The organism is Bordetella genomosp. 2, assembly GCF_002261345.1.
Classification (GTDB): Bacteria; Pseudomonadota; Gammaproteobacteria; order Burkholderiales; family Burkholderiaceae_B; genus Bordetella_A.
Window position 1 is genome coordinate 447,339 of record NZ_NEVT01000007.1, and the last position, 16,960, is coordinate 464,298.

Here is a 16,960-nt window from a genome sequence, read left to right on the forward strand (position 1 = left end):
CGCCCCGGCGCGGGTCAACTCTGGCGGCGTTGCGCCGCCGCGGCCCGCACCTCGTCCGCGCGGACATCGGCGGCCAGTTTGTCGAGCACCCCGTTGACGAACTTGAAGCCGTCGGTGCCGCCGAACGATTTGGCCAGTTCGACCGCCTCGTTGATGGCGACCTTGTAGGGCACTTCGAGGTGGTGCGCCAGCTCGTAGCTGCCGATCAGCAGGATGCCGTGCTCGACCGGCGAGAGCTCGTCGAGCGGACGGTCGATATACGGCGTGAAGCGTTCGCGCAGGCCGGGGGCCTCGCGCAGCACGCCGTGCAGCAGCGTCTTGAACCACTGCGCGTCGGCTTCGGAGAAATCGTCGGCATCGCGCAGGTGCGCGTCGATTTCGCCGGCGTCCTGCGTGCCCTCGCCGCCGCGCAGCAGCCAGGCGTACACGCCCTGCAGCGCGAACTCGCGGGCGCGGCGGCGCGCGCTGCGGGCGCTGGCGCGCGCCTGCGCCGCGCTATCAGCGGCGGTCGTCTTCTTCGTCGTCAAAATCTTCGTCCTCGTCTTCGTCGTCTTCTTCGGGCTCGAGCGCCGCCACCAGGTTGGCCATCTCGACGGCCGTCTGGGCGCAGTCGCGGCCCTTGCCCGCGGCGCGGGCCTGCGCCTGCTCGTCAGTATCGACGGTCAGGACGCCGTTGGCCACCGGAATGCCGGTTTCCAGGGAAATGCGGGAAATCGCCCGCGCCATCTCGTTGCTGACCACCTCGAAATGATAGGTCTCTCCGCGGATGACCGCCCCCAGGGCGATGAGCGCGTCGAATTCGAAGGTTTCGGCCATGTGCGACAGCGCCACGCCCAGTTCGAGCGCGCCGGGCACCGAGACGACCATGATGTCGCGCTCGTCCACGCCCATCTCGCCCAGTTGCTGCAGGCAGGCGTCCAGCTCGGCCTGGCCGATTTCCTCGTTGAAGCGGGCGCGCACGATGCCGATGTGCAGCCCTTCGCCGTTCAGGTCGGGGGTAAGGATGTAAGGATTCATGTGTCGGCCTTGGTCTGGGTGGCGGGGGTGGAGGGGTCGCAATCGTAACCTGTAATGGTGAGCGAGAAGCCGGCCATGCTGGGCATTTTGCGCGGGCGCGCCAGCAGCCGCATGCGGCCGACGTTCAGGTCGCGCAGGATCTGCGCGCCGATGCCGTAGGTGCGCAGCCCGTAGCGGTCGCCGTCGCGGCTGGCCTGGCGGGGGTCGGGCTCGGCCCAGCTGGCGATCTGCTGGAACAGGTGCTCGGTGGACGATTGGCAGTTCATCAGCACCACCACCCCGGCCGGCGACTCGGCGATGGCGCGCAGCGCGCGGCCCACGCCCCAGCTGTGCGCGGTGGCGCCGGTGTCGAGCGCGTCGAGGATGGAGGCCGGCTCGTGCACCCGCACCAGGGTCTCGGCCTGCGGGTCGATGGCGCCGTGCACCAGCGCCAGGTGGGCCGAACCGCTGGCGGTGTCCTTGTAGGCCACGGCGCGGAACTCGCCCCAGGCGGTGTGCATGGGGCGCTCGCCCACGCGCTGCACGACCGATTCGTGTTCGCTGCGGTACTGGATGAGGTCGGCGATGGTGCCGATCTTCAGGTCGTGCTGGCGCGCGAACCGGACCAGGTCGGGCAGGCGCGCCATGGTGCCGTCGGGGTTGAGGATCTCGCAGATGACGGCGGCCGGCGTCAGGCCCGCCATGGCGGTGAGGTCGCAGCCGGCCTCGGTGTGGCCGGCGCGCACCAGCACGCCGCCGGGCACCGCCCGCACCGGGAAGATGTGGCCGGGCTGGACCAGGTCGCTGGGCTTGGCGTCGCGCGCCACCGCCACGCGGATGGTGTGGGCGCGGTCGGCCGCCGAGATGCCGGTCTCGACGCCCTCGGCGGCCTCGATCGACTGGGTGAAGTTGGTGCCGTAGCGGGTGCCGTTGCGGCTGGCCATGAGCGGCAGGTCGAGCTGGCGGCAGCGTTCTTCAGTGAGAGTCAGGCACACCAGGCCGCGGCCGTGGGTGACCATGAAATTGATGGCCTCGGGCGTCACGAACTCGGCGGCCATGACCAGGTCGCCCTCGTTCTCGCGGTCTTCTTCGTCGACCAGGATGACGATGCGGCCGGCGCGCAGTTCGGCGATGATCTCGGCCACCGAGGCGATGCCGAAGGATTCCGGGGCGGAGCCGGGTGCGATGGAGGCGAGCGGGGCGGACATGGGATCTGCAGACAGGCGGGAAAACGTTGATTTTACCGCCCCTGGGGCGGGCCGGGCCGGGTCAGTCGCCGAACAGGTTCTTGCGGATCAGCACCAGGTGCTCGGTGATCAGCCTGCGCGACTCGTCCAGGTCGCGGTTCTTGAGCGCCTCGACGATGGCGCGGTGCTGCGCCATGTACTGGCGATGGCGCTCGGGCGTGTAACTGCGCTCTTTCAGGACCCCCCAGCCGCCGTCCGTGCGGGCCTTGCCGACCAGGTCCATGATGTGGATGAAGAAGGAATTGTGCGTGGCCACCGCGAACAGCCGGTGCAGTTCGTGGTCCAGCTGCTCGAATTCAGCCATGGTGCGGGCCTGCTCGGCCCGCCGCAGGCACTGCTCCATGGCCAGGAAGTCGTCGGCGCGCGCGTTGCGCACGATCAGTTCCGGCAGCAGGGGCTCGATGTACAGGCGGGCTTCCAGCAGCTCGGCCGGGCTGGCCAGCCGGGGCAGGCCGGCCGGCGCGGCCAGGCCGTCGGCCACCGGCTGCACGAACGTGCCGCTGCCGCGCACGCTGACGACGCGGCCTTCGGATTCCAGTTGCTTGAGCGCCCGGCGCACGGTGCCGCGCGAGATGCCGAATTGCTCGGCCAGCGCGCGCTCGGCCGGCAGCCGGGCCCCGGGCGGCAGCGCACCGCTCGCGAGCTGTTCGCCAAGGGCCTGCAGGAACCGCCCGGCCGCCTGCGAGCCGGAGGGCGCGAAGGCCGCCGCGGAGCCCTCCGGACGCGCCGGATCTGCCGCCGGGGCGCCCTGCGTGCGGTGTTGCTCGAGCGCGGACGAGAGCACCTGGCTGCTCATGGCATTTCACACGGGATGGCTGGTGTTCCTGGGATGGATGCCGCCCGCGGGCGGCATCCATACACTATACCTTGAACACGTTCTCAATGTGGCCGATGCCCTGGATCTCGACCCGCACCACATCGCCGTGCTTCAGGAAGCGCGGCGGGTCCATGCCCATCCCGACGCCGGCCGGGGTGCCCGTCGCGATGACGTCGCCGGGATACAGCGTGATGCCGCGCGAGCAGTTCTCGATGATGGCGCCGAGGTCGAAAATCAGGTCGCGCGTATTGGCCGCTTGCCGCACCTCGCCATTGACCAGGCAGCGGATGTGGAGATTGCCGGCGTCCAGCTCGTCGGCCGTGACGATCCAGGGGCCCATCGGGCAGAAGGTGTCGAACGACTTGCCCAGGTGCCATTGGCGGTGGCGCTGCTGCACATCGCGGGCGGTCACGTCGTTGACGATGGTGTAGCCGTAGATGTAGCCGGCCGCATCGGCCGCGGCAATGTTCTTGCCCTGCTTGCCGATCACCACGCACAACTCGGCCTCGTAGTCGATCTCCGCGGAAATTCCCTCGGGCAGGCGCACGTCGTCGGCCGGCCCCACGACCGACTCGGGCACCTTCGAGAAAATGATGGGCCATGCCTCGCCATCCTTGCTGTCCTTGAAGATGGAGCCGGACAGCTCGTTGGCGTGCTCATGGTAATTGCGCCCCACGCAAAAGACATTGCGCGCCGGACGCGGCACCGGCGCGCGCAGGCGCAGCCCGCGCAGCGGCTGCGCGGGGCCCGCCCGGGCGGCGAGCTCGGCCAGGGGGATCTGCGCGGTGATCAAGGGCAGGATGCCGGCCCTGGCGTCCACGCCGTCCAGGTCCAGGGGCCGGAGCGATCCGCCGTCCTCCGACACAATGCCGATGCGGGGAACGCCCCGCTCTTCGTATGCAGCTAGCCTCACTTCATTTCCTCTCTGGTTGACAATTGGCGTCGCCTCGCGCGGCTCGGCGCCCGGGATCAGACCTTGAACCCGTGGGCATTCTTGTAGGCGTCCAGGTCGCGGCCGGCCAGCAGGTCGAGCAGCCGGCCCGCCAGGGCCGCCTCGCGCGCGTCCGTGGTCACGGCCGCCGTGTATACCGTGTCCAGTTCGCAGCCCGCGGGCAGCAGCCCGACGGCCCGCACCCCGGGGCTGTACAGGATCTCGGTGATCTGGGTGCAGCCCACCGGCCGGCCGGGCGCCTCGGCCATCGCCTTCATGGCCGTGGCGCCGTTGGGAAACTCCCTGACCTTCGCCGCAATGGCGTCCAGCACGCCGAGCCGCTGGAAAACCTGCTTCATGTGCTGACCGGCCGTGGAGCGCTGCATGTCGGGCACGTACACCGCGTCGGCGTCCAGCAGGGCGCGCCCGAAGGCCTCCGGCGTATCCACCGCCACGGGCGGGCTGCCCGCCTTGACGCCCACCCCGGTGCTGACCACTCCCAGGTCGCGCATACTGGCCGGCCGGACCTTGCCGTCGCCGGCCAGGCCGTCGACCAGCTTGCGCGACAGGATCACGATATCGCACTCGGCGCCCGCCAGCAGCTTTTCCTGCATGGCGCCCACGGCGCCGAATTCGCCCACGATCCGGCACCCGGCCTCGGCCTCGAACCGCGTGCGGACGTGCTCGACCAGGCCCAGGGCGGCGCCCCCGCTCAAGATGGACAGCTTCATGCATGCTCCTTCAGTTGTGCGCGCATCATGCCTGCGCCTCGATGGCGCGCGCGATATTGTCGAAATCCAGCGGCAGGGTCGCCACGCGCAGCCCCAGGGCGTCGCGCACCGCGTTGCCGATGGCGCCGGCGGTGGGACCGAGCGACGGCTCGCCCGCGCCCGCCGGCGGCTGGTCGGGCCTGGCGAGGATCCGCACCCGCACATCGGGAATGTCGGGGAACCGGATGATCGGATACTGTTCCCACTGGTCGTCGGTCAGCCGCCGGTCGTTGAAGCGCGCCTGCTCCAGCAGGGCCCAGGAACAGGCCTGGATGGCGCCGCCTTCGATCTGCTGCGTCACGCCGTCCGCGTCGATGACCTCGCCGACGTCCACGGCAATGAACAAGTCATGCACGCGGACCTTCTCCGCCACCGCCACCCGCGCGACCACGGCGCAATAGGCGCCCTTGTTCTTGTAGCGCGCGAACCCCATTCCCCAGCCGGTATCGTCGGCGCGGCCGTGCCGGCCGTCCCAGCCGCTCATGTCGCGCACGGCCTCGATCACGGCAATGGCGCGCGGATCGGACAGCATGCCGAGCCGGTAGTCGGCCGGATCGATCGCGTGGGCGCGCGCGATGTCGTCGATCATGGCTTCGATGGCGAACACGTTGGCGAAGGCGCCCAGCGCGCGCAGCGAAGACGTGCGCACGGGCATGCGCACCACCCGGTGCGAAGACAGCGCGCTGCACGGGATGTCATAGCAGGGGATGATGTTGCGCTCGGCGCCCCCGCCCGCGGCGATCGGGGCGTTGATGGCGGACAGCCACGGGCTGGGATGCTCCCGGTGCCAGCTGCCCAGCAGGGTCGGCGTCGGGGCCCGGCCGGGCCGCAGGCTGTGGCCGGGGCTCCAGACATCGGCGCGCCAGTCCAGTATGCGGCCCCGGGCATCCACGTCCGCCTGCAGCCGCACCGACATCGGCGGGCCTTGCGGCGCCCAGCACAGCTCGTCCGCGCGGGACCACTGCACGCGCACATGGCGGCCCGGCGCATGCCGCGCGAGCCAGGCCGCGTCGAAGGCGACATCGTCGGCGCCGTTGTGCCCGTAGCACCCCGCCCCCGGCACATGTTCCACGACGATGCGGTCGTGCGGCAGGTCCAGCGCGACGGCGAGGTCGTCCCGAAGGTTGTAGATGCCCTGCGCGTGCGTCCATACATGCAGCGTGCCGTCCTCGCGCGCGCGGGCATGCGCGCAGGACGGCCCGATGGAGGCATGCTTGATGAAAGGCTTGAAGTAATCCGCGGTATGGGTGGCCGCGACCGGCGCGCCAGGCGTCGCGGCGGGGGCCTCCTGCCGGTAGACCGTGGTGTCGCACGGCTGGCGCCGCAGCCAGGCCGGCAGTTCCTCCTGCGGCGGCAGGCAGGCCTGTTCGCGCCAGCGCGCCGAGGCGGCCAGGCGCTCCACCGCCGTGACGGCGACATGCTCCTGTTCGGCCAGCACGCCGACCAGCGAGCCATCCCGCACGACCTGCACCGGGCATGCCAGGCCCTGCGCGGCGCTCGCATCCAGGTGCTCGAGCCGCGCCCCGATCGACGGCGGGCGCAGTATGCGCCCATGCAGCATGGCGGGCGGCGCCATGTCGTGGATGAAGCCGAACCGGCCGTGCACCTTGTCGGCCAGGCCGAGCGCGGGGCCGTCGGCCTCCGGCACGGCGGCGGGCCGCGCTTCGGCCGCCCCGGGCGGGGCCGGCTCGACCGGCACGTCCAGGTCCACCTGCCCGGCCAGGCTCCAGTAACTGCCCAGCGTCCGGTCGCCAGCCAGGAATACGCCGTCGCGCACGCGGATCGCCGCCGCCTCCACGCCGGCCGCGGCGGCGGCATGCGCGGCGAACAGCCGCCGCGCGTGACTGCACGCCATCCGCAGCGACATGCCGGAATGCTGGATCGACAGGCTGCCCGAGGTCACCGATTCATCGGGGCTCAGGCCGGTGCGGGCGGGCGCCATGCGGATGCGCGCCGCCGGCACGCCCAGCGCCCGCGCGGCGATGCGCGCCAGCGCCGTCAGGATGTTCTGTCCCAGCTCGACCTTGCCCGAGCGGATCCATATGACCCCGCCGTCCTCGCCGCGCACGTCGAGCCAGGTCGACAGCATGGGGTTGCCCGTCAGGCTGACGGGCATGCCGTCGTCCGACGCGAGCGGCGCGAATGCCGGTTTCATTGCCCGCCTCCCGCGCCGCGATCGGCCGCCGCGGCGCCGATGGCGCGGATCACCCGCAGGTGGCTGCCGCAGCGGCACAGATTGCGGGCCATGTGCGCGCGGATCTCGGCGCCGTCGGGCGACGCTTGCCGGGCCAGCAGCCCGGCGGCCGCCACCAGCATGCCGGACGTGCAATAGCCGCATTGCGCCGCGCCATGCTCGACAAAGGCGCGCTGCAGCCGCACGCCGGCGGGATGGCCGGCCAGGCCCTCGACGGTCACCACGCGCTTGCCGGCCACCGACCACAAGGGCGTGTTGCAGGCATGGACGGGCACCTCGTCGACCAGCACCATGCAGGCGCCGCAATTGCCCTCGCCGCAGCCATAATGCGAGCCCTTGAGGCCGAGCTCGTTGCGCAGGATGTCGAGCAGGAAGCGCTGCCCGTGCGCCTCGACCTCGCGGCGCGCGCCATTCAGGTGCATGACCGTTGTCATCTGTTCGTCTTGCGCCATGGCCCGCTCACTGCTGCACCATGCCGGCATCCAGGGCGATCTTGCGCAGGCGCTCGATGTCCTGCTGCAAGTATTTCCTGAAGGCCGGCGGGTCCATGACCATGGGCGAGACGCCATCCTTGCGCCATTGCTGCTCGACCTGCGGGTCCCCGGCGATCTCGCCGATGGCGCGGTTGAGCGTGGCGACGATCTCCGGCGCGGTGCCCTTGGGCGCCAGCAGCCCCAGCCAGATGTTGGCCTCGTAGCCGGGCAGCCCCGCCTCGCTCACGGTGGGCAGGTCCGGGAACACCGGCGAGCGTTCCTTGCCCGTGGTGGCCAGCGCCTTGACCCGGCCGTCGTCGACGAACGCCTGCATGGTGGCGATCGCGTCGAACATGTAATCGACTTCGCCGGCGGCCACGCCGGTGCGCGCCTGGCCGCTGCTCTTGTAGGGCACGTGCTGCACCTTGGTCCCGGCCATGGAGCTGAATAGCTCGCCGGCAATGTGGTACGGCGTGCCGATGCCGGAGCTGGCGTAGTTGAGCTCGCCGGGCTTCTGCTTTTCCAGCGCCACCAGGTCCCCGACGCTGGCGACGTCCAGGCCCTTCTTCGCCACCAGCACCAGGCTCGCCTCGTTGATCGGCGCGACCGGCTCGAAGTCCTTCATCAGGTCGTAGGGCCGGTCCTTCAGCAAGGTCTCGTTGACGGTCTGCGTGTTGGACATGACCAGCAGCGTGTAGCCGTCGGGCTGCGCGCGCGCCACGTAGGCCGTGCCGATGACCCCGCCGCCGCCCGGCTTGTTTTCCACCACGACGGACTGGCCGAACTGCTTCTGCAGCCGGTCGCCCAGATAGCGGGCATAGACATCGGCGGAACCACCTGCACCAAATGGTACAACTATGGTGATGGGCCGGCGAGGATAATCCCCGGCCGCTCCGGCGGCCGCCGCGGGTGCCGCGGCGCACGCGGCGACTGCGGTAATTACCCAGGAAATCAGGCGTTTTTCTTTCAAGGCGTCTCCTCCTTGGTTGGCGGCGCCGGGACTCCCGCGCCACCCGTTGTCGTGACGGCAAAGAGTACCAGTCGCAGCCCAAATTACCAATATTTTTTTGATTGGTATATCAATTGGTATATTCATATCGCCCAGGCGCCCGGCTCGCGGCCGTCTGGGCGAACGGTAAACTCCGCCCAGGACCAAACCCGCCGGAACCCCAAGGACCCCCATGCAAGCGCTCGCAGCCATGCCTGCCACCGTCGCCGCCGCGGTACGCATCGTGCTCACCGACATCGACGACACCCTGACCACCGAGGGCCGCCTGCCCGCCGACGCCTACGCCGCGCTGGAGCGGCTGGAAGCGGCCGGCATCCAGGTGGTGCCCATCACCGGGCGGCCGGCCGGCTGGTGCGACCACATCGCCCGCATGTGGCCGGTGCGCGCCGTGGTGGGCGAGAACGGCGCCTTCTACTACGCCTATGATCGCGCCGCCCGCCGCATGAAAACCCATTACTGGGCCGACGCCCCGGCGCGCGCGCAGAGCCGCGCCCGGCTGGACGCCATCCGCGAGCGCGTGCTGCGCGAAGTGCCCGGCGCCGCCGTGGCAAGCGACCAGGACTACCGGGTCGCCGACCTGGCCATCGATTTCTGCGAAGACGTGCCGGCCCTGCCCGACGCCGCCATCAACCGCATCGTCGAGATCTTCCACGAGGCCGGCGCGCAGGCCAAGGTGAGCTCGATCCACGTCAACGGCTGGTTCGGCGACTACGACAAGCTCACCATGACCCGCACGCTGTTCGAGCGCGAACTCGGCCTGGACATCCGGCAGGCCCTGCCCGCCTGCCTGTTCATCGGCGACTCGCCCAACGACGAGCCCATGTTCGCGTTCTTCCCGGTGTCGGTGGGCGTGGCCAATATCCAGGCCCAGCTGCATCGGCTGGAGCACCGTCCCGCCTATGTGGCCGCACACCATGGCGGAGGCGGCTTCGTCGAAATGGCCGAGCGCCTGCTGGCGGCGCGCGGCGCCCTGTCGTCCGCCGCCCGAGGAGGCCAGCCATGAACAGCGCCGCGACTCCCTCCGCCAAGCCGGCCGGCGACGGCCGCCGCAGCATCCAGTCGGTCGAGGTCGGCTTCCCGCTGCTGGCGGCGCTGGTCGACGCCGGCAAGCCGCTCACCCTGCGCGACCTGGCGGGCGCGGCCGGCATGACCTCGGCCAAGGCCCACCCCTACCTGGTCAGCTTCATCCGTGTCGGCCTGGTGCAGCAGGATGCGGTCACCGGCCAGTACGAGCTCGGCCCCTTCGCGCTGCAGATGGGCCTGGTCAGCCTGCAGCGGCTGGACCCGGTGCGGGTGGCCATGCCCGAGATCGCCAAGCTGCAGTCCGAGATCGGCCACACGCTCGGCATCGCGGTGCTGGGCTCGCACGGGCCCACCATGATCCACATGACCGAAGCCAGTTATCCAGTGCACGTGAACATGCGCAAGGGCACCGTCATGTCGATGCTGCACACCGCCACCGGCCTGGTGTTCGCGGCCTGGCTGCCGCCCAAGGTCGCCGAGCACTATATCGCCCGCGAGGAAGGCGACACCGCCGTCATCGCCGGCCGGCAGCCGCCCCGCAAAGTGGCCTACGCCGAGATCGAGGCCCGGCTGGCCGACATCCGCGTGCACGGCATGGCGCGGGCCATCGGCAACCCGCTGCCGGGCGTGGACGCCCTGTCGGTGCCGGTGTTCGACAGCACCGGCAACGTGGTGCTGGCCCTCACCAGCCTGGGGCCGTCCGGCCTGTTCGACGTGGCCTGGGACGGCGCCATCGCCCGCCCGCTGCTGGCCTGCGCGAAAGAAATCTCGCGCAAGCTGGGATATCGCGCGTAAAACAGCGGCCAGGCCGCGAAACGAAAACAAATCGAAAAAAACGAAAGCGACACGAAAGCAACACGAAAACAAAGGCAGGTATTTACCCGGCTGGGCGAGTTCGTTTTTTTGTGTTTGAATAAATATGTCTATTCATATTCGAACACTGAAGAGGAGACGCACCATGCCAGCCCTGCGCCTGCTGCAGGCTGCCGCCGCCATCGCCATGGCGTGCGGCTTCCAGGCGGCCCACGCCGCCGACGCCTGCCCCAACCGCGGCGATCTCGACCAGATGTACTGCGACGCCAACAAGGACCTGGTCGCCGACACGCCCACCGATCCCGGCAAGCTCAAGACGCCGTCGACCCTGGTGTTCACCTACACCCCGGTCGAAGATCCGGCCGTGTACGCCAACATCTTCAAGCCGTTCACCGAATACCTGGGCGAATGCACCGGCAAGCGCGTGGTGTTCTACCAGGTGCAGAGCAACGCCGCCGAGATCGAGGCCATGCGCTCGGGCCGCCTGCACGTGGGCGGCTTTTCCACCGGCCCGACCGCCTACGCGGTCAACATCGCCGGCGCCGTGCCATTCGCGGTCAAGGGCTATGCCGACGGCTTCCAGGGCTACAACCTGATCGTCATCGTCAAGAAAGACAGCCCCTACCAGAAGCTCAGCGACCTGAAGGGCAAGAAGCTGGCCCATACCTCGCCGTCCTCGAACTCCGGCCACATGGCGCCGGTGGCGCTGTTCCCCAAGGAAGGCCTGGTGCCGGACAAGGACTACAAGATCATCTTCTCGGGCAAGCACGACCAGTCCGTCATGGGCGTCAACTCGGGCGACTATGACGCCGCGGCGGTGGCCTCGGACGTGTTCCACCGCATGGCCGAGCGCGGCCAGGTCAAGGAAGAGGACTTCCGCATCATCTACACCAGCGAGAAGTTCCCGACCTCGTCGTTCGCGTATGCGCACGACCTGGAACCCAAGTTCCGCGACCAGATGCTCAAGTGCTTCTACGACTTCCGCTTCCCGGATGAAATGAAGGAAGCCTTCGACGGCGCCGACCGCTTCTACCCGGTGACCTACGAGAAAGACTGGGCCATCGTGCGCCAGGTGGCGGAATCGGGCGGCGAGCGCTTCAACCGCGACGCCTACGATCGCGAAACCGCCAAGAGCAAGAGCAAAGGCAAGCAGTAAGCATGACCACATCTTTACGCATTGCCGGCCTGGTCAAGGAATACCGGGCCGGCAGGCCGGTGCTCAAGGGCATCGACCTGCAGGTCGAGGGCCAGGGCCTGACCGCCATCATCGGTCCGTCCGGCACCGGCAAGAGCACGCTGTTGCGCTGCATCAACCGGCTGATCGATCCCACCCGCGGTGAAATCGTGCTGCAGACCGAGGCCGGCGCGGTCGACCTGGCCGCCATCCGCGGCACGGCGCTGCGCCAGGCGCGGCGCCGCATCGGCATGGTGTTCCAGGAATACAACCTGGTCGAGCGCCTCACCGTCATGGAAAACCTGCTGACCGGCCGGCTGGGCTACAGCAGCGCCCTCAACGCCTGGATGCGGCGCTTCGAGCCGGACGACATCGAACGCGCCTACCAGTTGCTGGACGTGGTCGGCCTGGGTGGCTTCGGCGACCAGCGCGCCGACGCCCTGTCGGGCGGGCAGCGCCAGCGCGTGGGCATCGCGCGCGCCCTGATGCAGCGCCCGCAGCTGCTGCTGGCCGACGAGCCCACCTCCTCGCTCGACCCCAAGACCTCGGTCGAGATCATGGAGCTGCTGGCCGCGCAGGGCGACGCCAACGGCATCCCGGTGCTGGTCAACATCCACGACGTGGAACTGGCGCGCCGCTATGCCAGCCGCATCGTCGGCATGTCGGGCGGCCACATCGTCTACGACGGCGACGGCCGCGGCCTGGATACCGCCACGCTCAAGACCATCTACGGAGGCGAGTCGTGGCTGCAGTGAAGCGCCGCCCGTTCGCGCTGTCCTGGCAGGCCAGGCTCAGCGCCGTGCTGGTACTCGTCTACGCGCTGTATGCGGCCGCGCAGCTGGACTTCAGCCTGGCGCGCTTCCAGGACGGCCTGGGACACGCCGCGACGCTGCTCGGCCGCATGTTCCCGCCGCGCATCCAGCAGCCCGACACGCTGTGGCAAGGCCTGGCCGAAAGCCTGGAGATCGCCGTGCTGGCCTCGGTGCTGGGCATCGTGGTGGCCCTGCCCATTGGCCTGCTGGGCGCGCGCAACCTGATGCCGTCCTGGGCCTCCTGGCCGGCCCGGGCCATCGTGGCGCTGTGCCGCTCGCTGCATCCGGTGATCGTCGCCATCCTGTTCGTCAAGGCGGTCGGCTTCGGCGCCCTGGCCGGCATCCTGGCGCTGGCGGTGGCGTCGGTGGGCTTCATCGGCAAGCTGTTCACCGAGTCCATCGAGGAAATCTCGCTCAAGCAGGTCGAGGCGGTGCGCGCCACCGGCGCCTCGTTCGCCAACGTGATCCTGTTCGGCGTGCTGCCGCAGGTATTCGCGCGCTTCATCGGCTTCGCCACCTACCAATTCGACTCCAACCTGCGCAACTCCACCATGGTCGGCATCGTCGGCGCGGGCGGCATCGGCGGCACGCTGTTCTCGGCGTTCCAGCGCTTCGACTACGATTTCGTGGCCGCCATCCTCATCACCCTGATCGCCATCATCATGGTCGGCGAACTGCTGGCGCGCTTCGTGCGCGCGGTGTTCCTCGACAACCTCGGCTTCGACACCATCCTGCAGCGCCGCTTCGACGCGGCGCGCGGCCTGGGCGGCAAGCCGCCGGCGCGGCCGGAGGCGGACGAATGAACAGCACCGCCACCCCGCTGGCCGCCGCCGGCTACCCGCGCACCTGGCAGCGCTACACCATGGGCCAGCGGCTGCTGCGCTTCGCGCTGTACCTGCTGGTGGTCGCGGCCATCGTGCAGGCGCTGCGCAGCGTCGAGATCATCCCCGAGTTCCTCTACGACGCGCCCGAGCAGATGGCCGACCTGCTGCAGCGCATGTGGCCGATCGACTGGTCCTATTACCCCGAGGGCGTGCACGGGCCGCTGCTGGAGACCCTGCACATCGCCACGCTGGGCACCATCCTGTCGGTGCTGCTGGCCGTGCCGGTGGGGCTGCTGGCGGCCAACAACCTGACCCCCAGCCGCCTGGTCAACCAGTTGGCGCGCCTGATCCTGGTGTCCAGCCGCTCGGTCAATTCGCTGGTGTGGGCGCTGCTGTTCATCGCCATCTTCGGGCCCGGCGCGCTGGCCGGGACCCTGGCCATCGCGTTCCGTTCGATCGGCTTCGTCGGCAAGCTGGTGGGCGAGGCCATCGAAGAAGCGCAGCGCGGCCCGGTCGAGGCCCTGACCGCCACCGGCGCCAGCAAGGGCGCGATACTCTGGTACGGCTACTGGCCGCAGATCCGCCCGGCGTTCTGGTCCATCGTGCTGCTGCGCTGGGACATCAACGTGCGCGAGTCGGCCGTGCTGGGCCTGGTGGGCGCGGGCGGCATCGGCATGGCGCTCGATACCGCGCTGAACCTGTTCCAGTGGGACCGCGTGGCCCTGGTGCTGGCCGCCATCTTCGCCGTGGTGATCGTGGCCGAAATCCTCATCACGCAGGCGCGCAAGCGGATCCTGTAGGGCGCACCCGGCGTTCCGCAAGATGCTGGCAGGTGTCAGACACCCCACCGGGTGTCTGACACCACTCCCCCCGCCGCAGGTGTCTGACACCCCAAGAAAGGTGGCCCAGGCGCGCCTGGATGCCGCCGGGGTGTCAGACACCTTTCCCTCTTCCCGCCCGCTTCGATGAACTTTTCATGACTAGTCATCAAATCCGCGCGCCGGATTGAGTACCATTGGCCGTTTTATCAGCACTGGTCGCGGGCCATGTCAGAACAAGAATTGAAATTGCACGTCCCGGCCGCGGCGCGCCGGCCGGTCCAGGATGAAGTCCGCCAGCGCGACGCCACTCGCATCCGCCTGCACGCCCTCTATTTCGACACCCCCGCGCGCGAACTGGCGCGCGCCCGCATTGCGCTGCGCCTGCGCCAGGAAGGCCGCGAATGGGTGCAGACGCTGAAGATGCCCGGCGCCGACGCCATCACCCGCGTCGAGATCAACCACCCCCGCCCCGGCCCGGTCCTGGACCTGTCCGTATACGCCGGCACCGAAGTCGAGGCGCCGCTGGCCGCCATCAAGGGCGAACTGGGGTTGCGCTACGAGACCGACGTGCAGCGGCTGGTGCGCAAGGTGCGCAGCCGCCAGGGCACGGTCGAGCTGGCCTACGACACCGGCATCCTGCGCGCCGGCGCGCTGGAATTGCCGATTTCCGAACTCGAGTTCGAGCTGGTGTCCGGCCGGCCCGCGGCGATCTTCGCCGTGGCGCGCCGCTGGCAGCAGCGCCACGGGCTGGTGCTGGACGCGCGCAGCAAGTCCGAACGCGGCGACGCGCTGGCCAGCCTGGCCCGCGAGCTGGCCGCGCTGGAGCCGGCCGCCCCTGACACCGAGGCGCGCCGCGCCACGATCATCGCGCGCTTCTGGGCGCCGCGCGGCGCCGCGCCAGTGAAGCTGGACGACTCCCTGGACGCCCCCGCCGCCATGAGCCGCGTCGCCGCCGAATGCCTGGACCAGATCGCGCGCAATGCCGCCGTGCTGGCCGAGGTGGACACCCTGGGCGTCTACCCGGCCGGCAACTCGGAACACGTGCACCAGTTGCGCGTCGGCATGCGCCGCCTGCGTTCGGCCTGGCGGCTGTTCGACGGCTGGATCGCGCCGCCTCCGGACGCGGTGCTGCAAGGGGTGCGCACGCACTTCGGCGCGTTCGGCCAGAACCGCGACCAGGACGTGCTGAACGAATCCGTCACCCCCGCGCTATTGCGCGCCGGCATGCCGGTGCTGAGCTTCGACACGCCGCCGCCGGACATCGATTCGCAGGCCATCGCGGCCAGCGCCGGCTTCCAGGGCTGGCTGCTCGATGCCCTGGAATGGAGCCTGGCCGTGCAGCCGCCCGCGCCGGCCAGCGCGCCCGAAACGACAGCCATGTCCGAGCACGCGCCGGAGCCGGCCATGCGGCTGGACGGCACGGCCGCGCCCTCGCCCGTCACGCCCACCATCATTCCGCTGGCCGCCGAGCCCGGGCCGCAGCCGTTGCGCAAGCTGCTGGCGAACCGACTGCATCGGTGGCACAGCAAGGTGGCCGCGCAAGGCAAGCGGTTCCGCACGCTCGACATCCCGGCGCGGCACGACCTGCGCAAGCGCGGCAAGCGCCTGCGCTATGGCCTGTCGTTCGCCGAATCGCTGCTGCCGCAGGCGCGGCTGCGCGGCTACCGCAAGCAGCTGGCGGAAGTGCAGGACCTGCTGGGCGAGATCAACGACCTCGCCATGGCCAAGGACTACTACCAGGCGTGCACGGAGGAACATCCGCAAGCCTGGTTCGCGCTGGGCTGGATCAGCGCCCGGCTCGACAAGCTGACCGCCGAGGCGCAGCAGGCGTTCGACCGGCTGGCCGCCGCCAGGCCTTTCTGGAAATAGCGGCCGGGCGGCGGCCCGGGCCGCCGTTCAATCGGCCAGCAGCGCGGCCGCGAACTCGTCGGCCACGAAGGGCTGCAGGTCTTCCATGCCCTCGCCCACGCCGATCCAGTACACCGGCACCGGCCGCACTCCCTGGCTGCCGGCGGCCACCGCCGCCAGCGTGCCGCCCTTGGCGGTGCCGTCCAGCTTGGTGACCACCAGGCCGGTCAGCTGGATGGCCGCATCGAAGGCGCGGATCTGCGCCAGGGCGTTCTGGCCGGTATTGCCGTCCACCACCAGCAGCACCTCGTGCGGCGCCGCGCCGTCCGCCTTGCCGATGACGCGGCGGATTTTCTTCAGTTCTTCCATCAGGTGCAGCTGGGTCGGCAGGCGCCCGGCCGTATCCACCATGACCACGCCCGCGCCGCGCGCGCGGCCGGCATTGACCGCGTCGAAAGCCACCGCGGCGGGATCGCCGCCTTCCTGGGCAATGACGCTGACATTGTTGCGGCTGCCCCATTCGATGAGCTGCTCGCGGGCCGCCGCGCGGAAAGTGTCGCCGGCGGCCAGCAGCACGCTGGCGCCCTGCCGCTGGAAAGCATGGGCCAGCTTGCCGATGGAAGTGGTCTTGCCCGCGCCGTTGACGCCGGCGATCATCACCACCAGCGGGCTGGCGCGCCGCAGGTCGAACGGCCGCTCGAGCGGCCGCAGGTGGTCGGCCAGGACCTGGCGCAGCGCCGCCTTGACCTTGGCGGGATCCTCGATGCGTTCCTTGCGCACGCGGGCGCGCAAGGCGGTCAGCAATTGCTCGGTGGCCTCGAGCCCGGCGTCGGCCATGATCAGCGCCGATTCGAGCTCCTCGAACAGGTTCTCGTCGACCTTGACGCCCACGAACAGGCCGCCCAGGCTCTGGCCGGTGCGCGACAGGCCCTGCTTGAGCCGCCCCAGCCAGGAAGTCTTCCTGGCCGGCTCGGCGGCGGCGGGCGCGGCCGCCGCGGGCTGCGGCGGAACGACCGGCTCGGGTTGCGGCTGCGGCGCGGCCACGGCGGGCTGGACCGGCGCGGGCTCGGCCGGCTCGGCGGGCTGGACCGGCGCCGGCTCGCCGAAGCCGGCCTGGCGTTGCGAGGCCGCGTGGCGCACCACGCCGGCGGATACGGTAATGCCTTGCGGGTCCACTTGCCACTGCTCGGCCGCCGCCGCCACCAGCA

Annotated in this window: 17 protein-coding genes; 7 read left to right on the forward strand and 10 right to left on the reverse strand. The window is 70.1% G+C overall.

The features are described from left to right. Positions 1 to 14 precede the first annotated feature (14 nt). The 9 genes from nusB to CAL24_RS18920 all read right to left on the reverse strand — a co-directional run bounded on the left by nusB (position 15) and on the right by CAL24_RS18920 (position 8,398). Positions 15 to 527 carry a transcription antitermination factor NusB gene (gene nusB, locus CAL24_RS18880; RefSeq protein WP_094807562.1) on the reverse strand — a complete coding sequence of 171 codons (513 nt, stop codon included), beginning with the start codon at positions 525 to 527 and terminating at the stop codon, positions 15 to 17. Beyond that, positions 499 to 1,017 (reverse strand): 6,7-dimethyl-8-ribityllumazine synthase, encoded by a 519-nt coding sequence (ribH, locus tag CAL24_RS18885; protein ID WP_028352575.1) that lies wholly within the window; start codon positions 1,015 to 1,017, stop codon positions 499 to 501. The genes nusB and ribH overlap by 29 nt, the downstream gene beginning before the upstream one ends. Beyond that, positions 1,014 to 2,204 (reverse strand): bifunctional 3,4-dihydroxy-2-butanone-4-phosphate synthase/GTP cyclohydrolase II, encoded by a 1,191-nt coding sequence (ribBA, locus tag CAL24_RS18890; protein WP_028352576.1) that lies wholly within the window; start codon positions 2,202 to 2,204, stop codon positions 1,014 to 1,016. Before ribBA ends, ribH begins: the two co-directional genes overlap by 4 nt. A 61-nt stretch (positions 2,205 to 2,265) precedes the next feature. Continuing rightward, a complete protein-coding gene (locus tag CAL24_RS18895) occupies positions 2,266 to 3,039 on the reverse strand; it encodes a FadR/GntR family transcriptional regulator (RefSeq protein WP_094807563.1) in 774 nt (257 codons plus the stop codon). Between the two features lie 64 nt (positions 3,040 to 3,103). Beyond that, positions 3,104 to 3,973, reverse strand: a complete 870-nt coding sequence (locus CAL24_RS18900; protein ID WP_094807564.1) for a fumarylacetoacetate hydrolase family protein — start codon at positions 3,971 to 3,973, stop codon at positions 3,104 to 3,106. A gap of 56 nt (positions 3,974 to 4,029) precedes the next feature. Then, positions 4,030 to 4,722, reverse strand: coding sequence for a molybdate ABC transporter substrate-binding protein (locus CAL24_RS18905; protein WP_094807565.1), 693 nt, complete (start codon positions 4,720 to 4,722; stop codon positions 4,030 to 4,032). Positions 4,723 to 4,747: 25 nt separating this feature from the next. Beyond that, on the reverse strand, positions 4,748 to 6,916 hold the full coding sequence (locus CAL24_RS18910) for a molybdopterin cofactor-binding domain-containing protein (RefSeq protein WP_094807566.1): 2,169 nt from the start codon (positions 6,914 to 6,916) through the stop codon (positions 4,748 to 4,750). Beyond that, a complete protein-coding gene (locus CAL24_RS18915; RefSeq protein WP_249278581.1) occupies positions 6,913 to 7,407 on the reverse strand; it encodes a (2Fe-2S)-binding protein in 495 nt (164 codons plus the stop codon). Before CAL24_RS18915 ends, CAL24_RS18910 begins: the two co-directional genes overlap by 4 nt. 7 nt (positions 7,408 to 7,414) lie before the next feature. Continuing rightward, positions 7,415 to 8,398 (reverse strand): tripartite tricarboxylate transporter substrate binding protein, encoded by a 984-nt coding sequence (locus tag CAL24_RS18920; protein ID WP_249278582.1) that lies wholly within the window; start codon positions 8,396 to 8,398, stop codon positions 7,415 to 7,417. A 211-nt stretch (positions 8,399 to 8,609) separates the two neighbouring features. Between CAL24_RS18920 and CAL24_RS18925 the strand changes: the two genes are divergently transcribed. The 7 genes from CAL24_RS18925 (at position 8,610) to CAL24_RS18955 (ending at position 15,773) form a co-directional block, all read left to right on the forward strand. Beyond that, complete coding sequence (locus CAL24_RS18925; protein WP_028352583.1) at positions 8,610 to 9,440, forward strand: HAD-IIB family hydrolase; 831 nt, start codon at positions 8,610 to 8,612, stop codon at positions 9,438 to 9,440. After that, on the forward strand, positions 9,437 to 10,255 hold the full coding sequence (locus CAL24_RS18930) for an IclR family transcriptional regulator (RefSeq protein ID WP_028352584.1): 819 nt from the start codon (positions 9,437 to 9,439) through the stop codon (positions 10,253 to 10,255). The genes CAL24_RS18925 and CAL24_RS18930 overlap by 4 nt, the downstream gene beginning before the upstream one ends. Positions 10,256 to 10,418: 163 nt before the next feature. Continuing rightward, positions 10,419 to 11,429, forward strand: coding sequence for a phosphate/phosphite/phosphonate ABC transporter substrate-binding protein (phnD, locus tag CAL24_RS18935; protein WP_028352585.1), 1,011 nt, complete (start codon positions 10,419 to 10,421; stop codon positions 11,427 to 11,429). A gap of 2 nt (positions 11,430 to 11,431) precedes the next feature. Further along, positions 11,432 to 12,202 (forward strand): phosphonate ABC transporter ATP-binding protein, encoded by a 771-nt coding sequence (gene phnC, locus CAL24_RS18940; protein WP_028352586.1) that lies wholly within the window; start codon positions 11,432 to 11,434, stop codon positions 12,200 to 12,202. Continuing rightward, positions 12,190 to 13,062: a phosphonate ABC transporter, permease protein PhnE gene (phnE, locus tag CAL24_RS18945; protein WP_028352587.1), complete on the forward strand. Its 873-nt coding sequence runs from the start codon at positions 12,190 to 12,192 to the stop codon at positions 13,060 to 13,062. The genes phnC and phnE (CAL24_RS18945) overlap by 13 nt, the downstream gene beginning before the upstream one ends. Continuing rightward, positions 13,059 to 13,883 (forward strand): phosphonate ABC transporter, permease protein PhnE, encoded by an 825-nt coding sequence (gene phnE / locus CAL24_RS18950; protein WP_028352588.1) that lies wholly within the window; start codon positions 13,059 to 13,061, stop codon positions 13,881 to 13,883. Before phnE (CAL24_RS18945) ends, phnE (CAL24_RS18950) begins: the two co-directional genes overlap by 4 nt. A gap of 246 nt (positions 13,884 to 14,129) precedes the next feature. Next, positions 14,130 to 15,773: a CYTH and CHAD domain-containing protein gene (locus CAL24_RS18955; RefSeq protein ID WP_094807568.1), complete on the forward strand. Its 1,644-nt coding sequence runs from the start codon at positions 14,130 to 14,132 to the stop codon at positions 15,771 to 15,773. Between the two features lie 27 nt (positions 15,774 to 15,800). On the opposite strand, the gene ftsY is transcribed toward CAL24_RS18955, so the two are convergent. Beyond that, entirely contained in the window at positions 15,801 to 16,892 is a 1,092-nt protein-coding gene (gene ftsY / locus CAL24_RS18960) for a signal recognition particle-docking protein FtsY (protein WP_094807588.1), read from the reverse strand. Positions 16,893 to 16,960: the final 68 nt, after the last annotated feature.